Origin of the sequence: Citromicrobium bathyomarinum (assembly GCA_001306305.2) — a bacterium.
Classification (GTDB): Bacteria; Pseudomonadota; Alphaproteobacteria; order Sphingomonadales; family Sphingomonadaceae; genus Alteriqipengyuania; species Alteriqipengyuania bathyomarina.
The window spans coordinates 1058426-1069827 of record CP155577.1; the positions used below are offsets into that span (position 1 = coordinate 1058426).

Annotated in this window: 14 protein-coding genes; 11 read left to right on the forward strand and 3 right to left on the reverse strand. The window is 68.7% G+C overall.

Annotated features, from left to right (window positions below; genetic code table 11):
- The first annotated feature begins 99 nt into the window (after positions 1–99).
- The 4 genes from ftsE to VO57_005445 are packed head-to-tail and all read left to right on the forward strand — an operon-like array spanning position 100 to position 2960.
- Positions 100–834 (forward strand): cell division ATP-binding protein FtsE, encoded by a 735-nt coding sequence (gene ftsE / locus VO57_005430; protein XBL70781.1) that lies wholly within the window; start codon positions 100–102, stop codon positions 832–834.
- Positions 831–1760: a cell division protein gene (locus VO57_005435; protein ID XBL70782.1), complete on the forward strand. Its 930-nt coding sequence runs from the start codon at positions 831–833 to the stop codon at positions 1758–1760. The genes ftsE and VO57_005435 overlap by 4 nt, the downstream gene beginning before the upstream one ends.
- Complete coding sequence (locus VO57_005440) at positions 1757–2287, forward strand: YdcF family protein (protein ID XBL70783.1); 531 nt, start codon at positions 1757–1759, stop codon at positions 2285–2287. The genes VO57_005435 and VO57_005440 overlap by 4 nt, the downstream gene beginning before the upstream one ends.
- Before the next feature lies 1 nt (position 2288).
- A complete protein-coding gene (locus tag VO57_005445) occupies positions 2289–2960 on the forward strand; it encodes a lysophospholipid acyltransferase family protein (GenBank protein ID XBL70784.1) in 672 nt (223 codons plus the stop codon).
- On the opposite strand, the gene VO57_005450 is transcribed toward VO57_005445, so the two are convergent.
- A complete protein-coding gene (locus VO57_005450; protein XBL70785.1) occupies positions 2950–4047 on the reverse strand; it encodes a histidinol-phosphate transaminase in 1098 nt (365 codons plus the stop codon). The genes VO57_005445 and VO57_005450 overlap by 11 nt on opposite strands.
- A 70-nt stretch (positions 4048–4117) precedes the next feature.
- On the opposite strand from VO57_005450, the gene VO57_005455 reads away from it, so the two are divergent.
- From VO57_005455 to metW, 3 genes are read left to right on the forward strand one after another with little or no spacing between them, the layout of a single operon-like run.
- Positions 4118–5227 carry a homoserine O-acetyltransferase gene (locus tag VO57_005455; GenBank protein XBL70786.1) on the forward strand — a complete coding sequence of 370 codons (1110 nt, stop codon included), beginning with the start codon at positions 4118–4120 and terminating at the stop codon, positions 5225–5227.
- Entirely contained in the window at positions 5224–5646 is a 423-nt protein-coding gene (locus tag VO57_005460; GenBank protein XBL70787.1) for a GNAT family N-acetyltransferase, read from the forward strand. The genes VO57_005455 and VO57_005460 overlap by 4 nt, the downstream gene beginning before the upstream one ends.
- A complete protein-coding gene (gene metW, locus VO57_005465) occupies positions 5643–6245 on the forward strand; it encodes a methionine biosynthesis protein MetW (protein XBL70788.1) in 603 nt (200 codons plus the stop codon). The genes VO57_005460 and metW overlap by 4 nt, the downstream gene beginning before the upstream one ends.
- Before the next feature lie 133 nt (positions 6246–6378).
- Here metW and VO57_005470 read toward each other — a convergent pair whose 3' ends face one another.
- The gene (locus tag VO57_005470; GenBank protein XBL71295.1) at positions 6379–6759 is read right to left on the reverse strand and encodes a VOC family protein; all 381 of its coding nucleotides are present in this window, start codon (positions 6757–6759) and stop codon (positions 6379–6381) included.
- A 128-nt stretch (positions 6760–6887) separates the two neighbouring features.
- Here VO57_005470 and bchI point away from each other — a divergent pair, with 128 nt between their 5' ends.
- From bchI to VO57_005490, 4 genes are read left to right on the forward strand one after another with little or no spacing between them, the layout of a single operon-like run.
- A complete protein-coding gene (gene bchI / locus VO57_005475; GenBank protein XBL70789.1) occupies positions 6888–7889 on the forward strand; it encodes a magnesium chelatase ATPase subunit I in 1002 nt (333 codons plus the stop codon).
- On the forward strand, positions 7886–9565 hold the full coding sequence (locus VO57_005480; GenBank protein XBL70790.1) for a magnesium chelatase subunit D: 1680 nt from the start codon (positions 7886–7888) through the stop codon (positions 9563–9565). The genes bchI and VO57_005480 overlap by 4 nt, the downstream gene beginning before the upstream one ends.
- A complete protein-coding gene (gene bchO, locus VO57_005485) occupies positions 9562–10452 on the forward strand; it encodes an alpha/beta fold hydrolase BchO (protein XBL70791.1) in 891 nt (296 codons plus the stop codon). Before VO57_005480 ends, bchO begins: the two co-directional genes overlap by 4 nt.
- 21 nt (positions 10453–10473) lie before the next feature.
- Positions 10474–10623 (forward strand): hypothetical protein, encoded by a 150-nt coding sequence (locus VO57_005490; GenBank protein XBL70792.1) that lies wholly within the window; start codon positions 10474–10476, stop codon positions 10621–10623.
- 13 nt (positions 10624–10636) lie between these two features.
- Here VO57_005490 and VO57_005495 read toward each other — a convergent pair whose 3' ends face one another.
- Positions 10637–11356 (reverse strand): hydroxyneurosporene dehydrogenase, encoded by a 720-nt coding sequence (locus VO57_005495; GenBank protein XBL70793.1) that lies wholly within the window; start codon positions 11354–11356, stop codon positions 10637–10639.
- Positions 11357–11402: the final 46 nt, after the last annotated feature.

Sequence of the window (11402 nt, forward strand, 5' to 3'; positions counted from 1 at the left end):
TGGACGGGCCGGTTTTGCGCCTTTTGTCCACACACAATGCCCCCTATATCCCCTGCTTGGTTAACGATGGGACGGGTCGACAGGTGATGAGGCAGCACGATGTCGGGGGGTGACGGCGAAGTCGCGTTCTTCGACAATGTCGGCCTGCGTTACGGGACCGGCAAGGAAATCCTGACCGACGTCAGCTTCTCGCTGTGGCCGGGCAGCTTCTATTTCCTGACCGGCGCAAGCGGGGCGGGGAAGACGAGCCTGCTCAAGCTGCTGTACCTTGCCCAGCGCCCGTCGCGCGGGATCATCCGCATGTTCGGCAGCGACGTCATCACCCTGCCGCGATCCCGCCTGCCTGGCTTCAGGCGGCGGCTGGGCGTGGTTTTTCAGGACTTCAGGCTGGTCGACCATCTCTCCGCGTTCGACAATGTCGCGCTGCCGCTGCGCATTGCGGGGGTCGACGAGAGCGAGCTTGTGCAGCCGGTATCCGACATGCTCGAATGGGTCGGCCTCGCGCATCGGGCCGAGGCGCGGCCCGAGACATTGTCCGGCGGGGAGAAGCAGCGGGTAGCGATCGCGCGTGCGGTGATCGGCCGGCCCGACATGCTGCTGGCCGACGAGCCGACCGGTAACGTCGATCCCGACATGGCATTGAAGCTGATGCGCCTGTTCGAATCGCTCAACCGGCTGGGTACGACGGTGATCGTCGCGACCCACGATGTTCACCTGCTGCAGAATGTGCGCAGTTCGATGATCATGCGGCTGGACAAGGGGCGCTTGGCGGACCCGACCGGCGCGCTGCGCTATCCCCCGCGCAGCCCCGCGGGCGGGAAGACGCCGCGATGAGCCAGCCACCGCTCAGCGATGCGGCGCGCGCAGGCCATTCGCCCTTTGCGGGCGAAAAGGCGCGCGCGCTGATCCCGCAGGCGCGGCTGGCCGGGCCGATGCCGTGGGTGCTGGCGATCATGGTTGCGCTAACCGTGTTGGCGGCGGGCGCGGGGCTGTCGCTCGGCAATCTGGCGGGCGATGCGCGTTCGGAATTGTCGGGCGGGGTGACCGTGCAGATCCTCGACGCCGATCCGCGCAGCCGGGCCGAGCAGGCGCAGGCTGCGCAGGCCGTGCTGCAGGGCATGGATATGGTCGCGCAAAGCCGGATCGTGCCGCAGGAAGAGCTCGACCGCCTGATCGAGCCGTGGCTGGGCAATGCGGGCGATGCAGAGACCGTGCCGGTGCCCGCGCTGATCGACGTGCGGCTGGGCGGCAAGGCGACCCCGCAGGCGATCGAGGCGCTGGCAGACGCGCTCGCCGGGACCGCGCCCGATGCGCGGATCGATGCGCAGTCATCCTGGCTGCAGCCGGTGTTCAGTGCGCTCAGGTCGCTCCAATATCTCGCGCTCGCGCTGGTCCTGCTGCTGGCGGTGACCAGTGCGGCGGCGGTGTTCCTCGCGGCCAGAAGCGCGCTGGGCAACAACCGCGCGACGATCGAGATCGTCCACCTGCTGGGCGGGACCGACGGGCAGATCGCGCAGCTGTTCCAGCGGGCGGTGCTGGTCGACTCGATCCTGGGCGGTGTTGCCGGGCTGGTCCTCGGGCTCGCCGCGGTGCTCGCCCTCGGCTACCAGTTCGCGGCGCTCGACAGCGGGATGATCGCGAGCGCGGGGCTTGACTGGATCGACTGGATCGTGATCGCGCTGATCCCGGTTTTCGGGGTGTTGCTGGCGGTCGCGACTGCCCGCTTCACCGTCCTCGCGGCAGTAAGGAAGATGTTGTGATCTGGCGTGTCGGTCTTGCCATCGTGCTCGTCTGGGTGCTCGGCTTCATCTGGTTTGCCGGCTGGCTGCCGGGCCCTGCGCCGATGGAGCGGACCGATGCGGTGATCGTGCCCACCGGCTATGCCGGGCGGATCGAGCGCGGGCTGGAAGTTGTCCAGACCGACAGCGCCGACACCCTGCTGGTCACCGGCGTCGATCCCGAGGTCAAGCCGGGCGAGTTTGCCGCGCAGTTCAAGGTGCCCGAGGATGTGATGGAATGCTGCGTCACGCTCGGCTTCGCGGCGACCGATACGCGCGGCAATGCGCAGGAAACGCGCGAATGGGCGGAGGCGCACGGGATCAAGAGCCTGCGCCTCGTCACCAGCGACTGGCACATGCGCCGCGCGGCGACCGAGCTGCGCCGCCAGCTTCCCGGTGATGTAAAGCTGATCAAGGATGCGGTGCGCAGCGAGCCGAGCCTGTGGCTGCTGCTGATCGAATATCACAAGTGGCTGGTCAGCCGCACGGTGGGGCCGCTGTTCTCCTGATATGAACCTGATCCGCAGCCTCCTGTTCTATGCCGTTTTCTACGCTGGCACGCTGGTGTTGCTGGTGCTGGTGCCGTTCCAGGGGCGGCAGAGTATGCGACGGGTTGCAGGCGCGTGGAGCGGGCTGCATCGCTGGGCGCTGCGCCATATCCTGCGTATCCGCGTGATCTGCGAGGGCGCGCCGATCGATCGCCCGGCCCTCTACGCCATGCGGCATGAGAGCTTTTTCGAAGCGATCGACTCCGCGAAGCTGTTCGATGCGCCGGTGGTGTTTGCGAAGCAGGAACTGCTCGAAATTCCCGTCTGGGGCGGGGCCGCGACCAAGTACGGCATCATTCCGGTCGCCCGCGCGGACGGGGCCAAGGCGCTGCGCGATCTGATGCGCGCGGCGAAAGAGGCCAAGGCGGAAGGCCGCCCGTTCCTGATCTTCCCCGAAGGCACCCGCACCCCGCATGGGGAAGAGGGCGATATCGTCTCCGGTTTTGCAGGGCTCTACAAGCTGCTCGGCCTGCCGGTGGTGCCGGTCGCGGTGAACAGCGGGCCGCTCTATCGCAGCTTCGTGAAGCGCCCCGGGCAGATCACCTATCGCTTCGGTGCAGCCATCGAACCGGGCCTGCCGCGCGCGGAGGTCGAGGCGAAAGTGCGCGAGGCGATCAACGCGCTCAACCGGTAATAGCGCGCTCGATCGCGTCGCCGACCACCGCCATATCCTCGGCGCTGCCAATGGTGATGCGCAAGGCTTCGGCCAGGCCCTGCCCGGGCAGGTGCCGCACCGCGTAGCCTGCATCGGCGATGGCATCGCGCACGCGCTCCGCCGTCGGCTGGTCGGCAAAGCGGACCAGCACGAAATTCGCCTCGCTCGGCACGAGAGAGCCGCCGCGATTGCCCAGACCCTCCAGCCGGGCGACGAAATCCGCGCGCACCTGCGCATTCGCCTCGCGCGATCGGCGCAGGAAATCCTGGTCGCCCAGCGCGGCCAGAGCCCCTGCTTGCGCGGCGCCGGTCACGTTGAACGGCCCGCGTATCCGGTTGAGCGCATCGACCAGAGGCGGCGCTCCGGTCGCCCAGCCGACCCGTGCCGAGGCGAGGCCGTAGATCTTGGAGAAGGTCCGGGTAACCAGCACATTCTCCGCCTCGCCCGCCAGAGCGAGCCCGGGCGCACCCTCGTCGTCCAGATATTCGGCATAGGCCTGGTCGAGCACCAGCAGCACGTCGCCCGGCAGGCCCGCGTGCAGCCGCATAATCTCCGAATGGGGCAGCCAGGTGCCCGTCGGGTTGTTGGGGTTGGCGATGAACACGATCCGCGTCGCGGGCGTCACCGCCGCGAGCAGCGCGTCGACATCGGCCCCGAAATCCTTCGCCTTCGCCTCCACCGGCACCGCGCCCACACGCCGGGCGGCGATCGGGTACACGGCAAACGAGAATTGCGGCATCAGCACTTCGTCGCCCACCCCGGCAAAGGCCTGCGCGGCGAGGTTGAGCAGCTCGTCCGAGCCGGTTCCGCACACGATCCGCGCGGGGTCGATCCCGTGGAGTTCGCCCAGCGCAGTGCGCAGCGCGATGCTGTCCGGATCGGGATAGCGCGCCGCCTCGCGGCTCTGCATCATCGCCGCCAGTGCCGCTTCGCTGCACCCCAGCGGGTTCTCGTTGGCGGAAAGCTTCGTCAGCGCGCGCCCGTCCGCCGCCTTGGCAACGCCCGGCACATAGGGCGCGATGTCGAGGATATAGGGCTTGGGCGTGGGGATGGACGGGTTTGTCATGGACCCAAGCGCTTACGCAAAATCTGCACTTTCACAAGCATGCGAAGTGGCGGTAAGGCGACCGGCGACAATGCCAGCCTGTAATCCCGACCTGTGCCTGACGCTGCCCGATCCGCTGCCGCTGGATAGCGGCGCGACGCTCGCGCCCGTCACCATCGCCTATCAGCAATATGGCGAGCTTTCGCCGAGGCGCGACAATGTGGTGCTGATCTTCCACGCGCTGACCGGCGACCAGTATGTGGCGAGCCCGCATCCGGCGACCGGCAAGCCCGGCTGGTGGGACCGGATGGTCGGCCCCGGCAAGCCGATCGACACCAACCGTTTCTGCGTGATCTCTACCAATGTGATCGGCGGATGCATGGGTTCGACCGGCCCTGCAAGCGAAGGGCCCGACAGCAAGCCCTACGGCCAGCGCTTCCCGGTGGTGACCATCCACGACATGGTCCGCGCGATCGCGGGCCTGCTCGACGTGCTCGGAATCGACAAAGTCCACGCGGCGGTTGGCGGGTCGATGGGCGGGATGCAGGCGATGGCCTTCGCGTCCGATTTTCCGGGGCGGGCGGAGCGCGTGCTGGTGCTGGCCAGCGCCGCGCGCCAGTCCGCGCAGAACATCGCCTTCCACGAGGTCGGGCGCCAGGCGATCATGGCCGATGCCAACTGGAACGGTGGCGCGTACTACGATGGCGCGCATCCCGATGCCGGCCTCGCGGTGGCGCGGATGGCAGCGCACATCACCTATCTTTCCGAAGCGGGGCTGACCGAGAAGTTCGGGCGACGCCTGCAACAGCGACCCGATGGCAGCGATGGTGCCAAGTCCTTCGGGTTCGAGGCGGATTTCCAGGTCGAATCCTACCTGCGGTATCAGGGCAGCGGATTCACCCGACGCTTCGACGCCAATTCCTACCTCTATATCACCCGCGCGATCGACTATTTCGATCTGGCGGAAACACACGGCGGGCGGCTGGCCGATGCCTTTGCGCACACCTCTTCGCGCTTCTGCATCGTCAGTTTCGATACCGACTGGCTCTACACCACGGAGGAAAGCCGCCACATCGTGCGCGCGCTGAATGCGGCGGGCGCACCGGTCAGCTTCGTCGAGCTGTCGTCGCCTTATGGCCATGACGGGTTCCTGCTCGATACGCCGGGTCTGGACGAGGTCGTACAGGGGTTCGTGTCGTGACCGAAGTCCCTGAAGGCTATGACCTGCGCGAGGGGGCCGATGCCCGGTCCGCGCACGCTTTTCTGACGCACAGCTACTGGTCGCCGGGCATCCCGCTCGAAACGGTCGAGCGCGCGCTGGCCAACAGCCTGTGCGTGTCGGCGCTGCATGGCGGCGCGCAGGTCGGCATGGCGCGGGTCATGACCGATCGGGCCACCTTCGCCTATCTCGCGGATGTCTATGTGCTCGACGGGCATGGAGGCAAAGGGCTGGCCAAGGCGCTGGTCGGCCATCTGCAGGAGCATCCCGAGTTGCAGGGGTTGCGCCGCTGGATGCTGGCGACACGCGATGCGCACGGTTTGTACGAAAGCCTCGGCTGGCAGTCTCTTCCCGACCCGAGCCTTTTCATGCAGCGCCATTTCCCGGACATCTACGCATGAGCAAGCTTCCCGATCTGCGCCCCGATCTTGCGGCGATTGCCGGGACGATCCCTGACGGATCGCGCGTGCTCGATATCGGCTGCGGAGAGGGAACGCTGCTCGCCGCGCTGGCGGAGCACAAGGGAATCGACGCACGCGGTCTGGAGATCGACCCGGAACGCGTGGCGACTTGCGTGTCGCGCGGGCTATCGGTGGTGCAGGGCGATGCCGAGGCCGATCTGGTGCATTACCCGGACGACGCGTTCGACTACGCGATCCTCGGCCAGACGATCCAGATGGTCGATCGGCCTGCCGAGGTGATCGACGCACTGCTGCGCGTGGGCCGCTCTGCCTTCGTCAGCTTCCCCAACTTCGCGCACTGGCGGATGCGGGTCGCGCTGGGGCTGGGCGGGCGCATGCCGGTGACACCCGCGCTGCCCGAAAGCTGGCACGCGACCGGCAATATCCGCAATCTGACCGTGGTCGATTTCAAGGAACTGGTGAGCGATCGCGGCGCCCGGATCGAGCGCGCGTGGTATTTCGGCAAGGGCCGCGAGATCGGCGAATTCGGCGCAAACCTGTGCGCCGAATTCGCCCTGTTCCTGATCGGGCGCGGTTAGGCCCGCATTTCTCCCCTCCCCCTGGGGAGGGGCAGGGGGTGGGGGGTCGGCATTGGTGGTTTGTGCCGCCCAAAGCCACGAACGCCGTACACCCCCTCCCATCCTCCCCCTCAAAGGGGGGGCGTTGCGGGCGTCAGCCCGGGCGATACATCGCGCAGATCTTGTTGCCCGCGGGATCGCGCAGATAGGCGAGATACAGCTTCATCCCCGCGCCTTCGCGCAGGCCCGGCGGGTCTTCGATCGCGGTGCCGCCATGGGCAAGGCCGGCCTCGTGCCATGCATTGGCCTGTTCCTCGCTGGTCGCGGCAAAGCCTATGGTCGAGCCATTGCCGCAGCTTGCGGGCTGGCCGTCGATCGGCTTGGTGATCAGGAAGATGCCACCATTGTGCATGTAGATCACCCGGCCTTTGGGATCGACCGAGCCCTCGCGCCCGCCGAGCGCCTTGAAGCACGCATCGTAGAAGGTCTTGGACGCCTCGATATCGTCGGCGCCGAGCATCACGTGGCTGAACATATTTTTCACTCTCCCATATTGGTTTCAGTCTGCCACCTTTCCCTAGCAGCGCGGGCGCGTCGTACAATGCGGGAATGGGGAGGAATGCCCTTGCCAGCGCCCTCCCGCTACGACACTCTGCTGTCCAGATGGCGCGTTTCCCGTTTTCAGCGATCGTCGGTCAGGACGAGATGAAGCAGGCGCTGCTGATCGCCGCGGTCGATCCTGCGATCGGCGGGGTGATGGTGTTCGGCGACCGCGGGACGGGCAAGTCCACCGCTGCGCGCGCTCTGGCAGGCCTGCTGCCGCCGATCAGCGCAATTCAGGATTGCCCCTACGGTTGCTCGAAGGACGATCAGGCGCGCTACCCCGATGTCTGCGGCACCGGCCCGCTGCGCAAGCGCCCCGTGCCCTTCGTCGACCTGCCGCTGGGCGCGACCGAAGATCGCGTGCTGGGCGCGCTCGACCTCGAACGTGCGCTGCGCAGCGGCGAAAAGGCGTTCGAACCGGGCCTGCTCGCCAAGGCGCATCGCGGCTTTCTCTATATCGACGAGATCAACCTGCTCGAAGACCATCTGGTCGATCTGCTGCTGGATGTCGCCGCCTCGGGCGAGAACGTGGTCGAGCGTGAAGGGCTGTCGGTCCGCCATCCGGCCAAGTTCGTGCTGATCGGCAGCGGCAACCCGGAAGAGGGCGAGCTGCGCCCGCAACTGCTCGACCGGTTCGGCCTGTCGGTCGAAGTGCGCACGCCGGGCGACATCGAATCCCGCGTCGAAATCATGCGGCGGTGTGCGGCGCAGGAGAGCGACTCTCAAGGATTTGCGGATGACTGGGCGGACGAAGACGCCAAGGTGCTGCGCCGGGTGGACCGGGGGCGCAAGCGGCTGGCCTCCGTGACCATTCCCGACGCGTTGCTGCATAAGGCCGCCGAGCTGTGCATGGCAGTGGGCGCGGATGGGCTGCGCGGCGAGCTGACGCTGATGCGCGCGGCCAAGGCGCTGGCCGCGCTGGAAGGTGCCAAGACGGTGGGCCAGGCGCATCTGGTCGCGGTCGCCCCCTCGGCATTGCGGCACCGCCTGCGGCGCGACGTGCTCGACGAGACCGGCTCGACCGCGCGGATCGAGCGTGCACTCGACGAAGTGTTTGCGTGAGCCGGGCAGAGCCCGCACCGCCCGACCCGGCACGCGATGCGTGCCTCGCTCTCTCGCTGTTTCTGACCGCTCCGGCCCAGCTCGGCGGGCTCAGCCTGCGCGGCAGCGGCCTCGCGCGCGAGGCGTTGCTGGAGATGCTGCGCGATACCGGCGTGGCGGTGCGGCGGATGCCGGCGCATGTCGATGATGAGCGGCTGCTGGGCGGGATCGACCTCGCCGCCAGTCTCGCGAGCGGGCGCACGGTCCGCGCGCGCGGCCTGCTGGAAGAGATCGCGGGCGGGGTGCTGGTGGTGCCGCTGGCCGAACGGCTCGACCACGCGGTCGCGGGGCGGCTGGCGCAGGCGCTGGATGGCGATGCGCGGTTCGGGCTGGTGCTGCTCGACGATGGAATCGAGGACGAAGGACCGCCCGCCGCGCTGCTGGAGCGGATCGCCTTCCACTGCGACCTGACTCGCGCGGGGCCGGTGGAGGGCGCGCTGCGCAGCGCCGACCCCGCCAATGTCGCGCCGCTGGACGAAGAAGCGCTGCATGCGCTCGCCGCAACGGCCGCCGCGCTGGGCGTCGACTCGGTCCGCGCGCTCAATTTCGCGAATGCTGCCGCCCGCGCCCATGCCGCGCTGGAAGGGCGAGGGGCGGTGAGCGAGGACGACATCGCCGCCGCCGCGCGGCTGGTGCTCGGCCCGCGCGCTACCCGACTGCCCGAGATGCCGGAGCAGCCCGAGGAGGAGCCGGCCCCACCGCCCGACGACACCGACGCGGGCGAACGCGACGAGGCGTCCGATCCCGGCGACACCCCGCTCGACGATGTCGTGCTCGACGCCGCGCTGGCGAGCATTCCGCCCGATCTGCTGGCTCGTCTCGCAGAGGGCAAGGCGCGGCGCAGCAGCGGCAGCGGCGGGGGCAAAAAGCGCATCTCCGGCCTGCGGGGAAAGCCGCTCTCGGCGCGGCCCGGCAGCCCGCGTGGCGGGGCGCGGCTGGCGCTGGTCGATACTCTGCGCGCGGCGGTGCCGTGGCAGCAGCTGCGGCGGCGCGAATACGAAGCCGCCAACGACCGCCTGATCATCCGCAGCTCCGACATCCGCGTGCGCCGATACGAGGAGCGCAGCGGTCGCGTGACCATCTTCTGCGTCGATGCCTCGGGCTCGGCGGCGGCGGCGCGGCTGGCCGAGGCCAAGGGCGCGGTCGAGCTGATGCTCGCGCAGGCCTATGTGACGCGCAGCGAGGTCGCGCTGGTCGCTTTCCGGGGGACGGGTGCGGAGCTGCTGTTGCCGCCCACCCGATCGCTCACCCGCGCACGCCGCGTCCTCTCGGGGATGCCGGGCGGAGGTGGCACGCCGCTCGCGCTGGGGCTCCAGGCGGGGCACCAGCTGGCCGAGGCGGTGCAGGCGCGGGGCAAGACCGCGCATCTGGTGATCCTGACCGACGGACGCGCCAATATCGACGCCGAGGGCAAGGGCGGCCGCCCGCAGGCCAAGGCCGACGCGCTGGATGCTGCGAGAGCGATCGCCGCGCGCGGGATCGATGCGCTGGTGGTCGATATATCGGCGCGCACTGCGCCCGAGGCGGGCGAGCTGGCGCAGGCGATGCACGCGCGCTTCCTCGCGCTGCCGATGGCCGATGCGGCGAAGCTGCACGCGGCGGTCAATGCCGCCGCCCCGCAGGCGCGCGCCGCATGAGCGAGCCGCTCAACTGGGACCGCGACGGGCGCCACTGGCCGCATCGCGACGCCAGCCGCTTCGTGACAAGCGGCGGCCTCCGCTGGCACGTGCAGGTGATGGGGCGGGCGCTTGGCACCGCGCCGGTCCTGCTGCTGCTCCACGGCACCGGCGCTTCGTGCCATTCGTGGCGCGGCGTGATGCCGCAGCTGGCGGACCGCTACACCCTGATCGCGCCCGACCTGCCCGGCCATGCCTTTACCGGCAGCGTGCGCGATGCGCAGATGACCCTGCCCGGCATGGCCGATGCGGTGGATGGCCTGATCCAGACGATGGACATCGCACCCGCCGCGATCATCGGCCATTCGGCGGGCGCGGCGATCGCGCTGACGCTGGTGCAGGGGCGCTATCCCGATACGCCGGTGATCGGCCTAAACCCCGCGCTCGCGCCGTTTCCCTGGCCCGCGACGCAGGTCTTCCCGGCGGTCGCGCGGCTGCTCGCGCTCAATCCGCTGGTGCCCAAGTTCTTCTCGGGCATGACGCGTCTTGCCGGCGATACCGAGGGTTTCATCCAGCGCTCGACCGGCTCTCGCCTCGATCGCGAAGGTGCGCGCTGCTACGCGACGCTGCTGGGCAACAGCCGCCACGCGCGCGGTGCGCTGGCGATGATGGCCAATTGGGATCTGGACACGCTCGACCGCGCGCTGCCGGGCATCGCGAACCCGGTGCTGCTGATCCATGCGCGCGGCGACGATGCCATTCCGCTCAGGGGCGTGAAGGATGCCGCGCGCAAGCTGCCCGACGCCACGCTGGAGGTGCTCGACGGCCTCGGCCACCTCGCGCACGAGGAACAGCCCGAGCGGGTGGCGCAGCTGATCCGCGCGTTTCTGGAAGGCCGTGCTATCTAGGCCGTCAGGGGAGAGCGAGCGATGGAACGCTTCGGCGAGCATTTCGGCTGGATCGAGATCGTGTTCACCGCGGTTGCCGCGCTGGGCTTTGCCGGCTGGCAATACTGGTCCGTCAGCCGGGAGATAAGGCGCGACAAGGAGAAGAAGGAGCGCGAGGCCCGCGACGAGTGAGGCCGCTTCGGGTTTATGCGCCGACCCGCGGCATCCGGTAGGGCAGCATGAACTGCACCACGGGCGATGCAAAGCGCTTCAGGTTCAGGCTCTCTTGCACTGCAACCACCTGTTCGCCGTAGATCCGCGCGCCCAGCGTCGAGCGGGCGTAGAACGGCGAATCCTCCCATGTCTTGATCACGCTCGCATGGCCGCGATCCGCGCGCGTGCGGCGTTCCATCTGCCATGCGGTGTTGGGCAGCGGCGCGGCGAGCGGCAGTTCCGCCTGCTGCGGCAGGCCATAGGCATCGAACCGGATCGCGCTGGCAAAGCGCGAGCCGTCGCTGCGTTTGCCTTCATAGCTGACCACCGCGCCTTCTTTCAGATGCGCGCGCGACCAGTGCCACACGTCGAACCCGTCTTCGAGCGACTCGCTCCCGAAATTGGAATCGAGATAGGCGCGGCCCGTCCAGCTGAGTGAAGGCTCGTGCATCTCCACCTCGATCCGGGCGCGCGGGGCGAGACAGTGCCAGTGGTGCTTTGCGCCCGGATCGAGCGCGAAGCCGACCGGGTTGAGCGCTTCCGGGATCACGCGGATGACCCCGCGAACCGAGCGCTGCCAGGGGATGCCCAGCCGCTTGTCGCGTTCCTCGATCGCGATTTCCAGCGCCTCGCCGGTCCAATGCACGCTGCTCGGCCCGATCGCCAGCGTGTCGCGCTCCTGCACCACTGCCTCGCCGCCGCGCTCGGTCATCGCCCAGCGCGCCCTGGGCCCGTAGAGCGCGACATTGAGCGCTGCG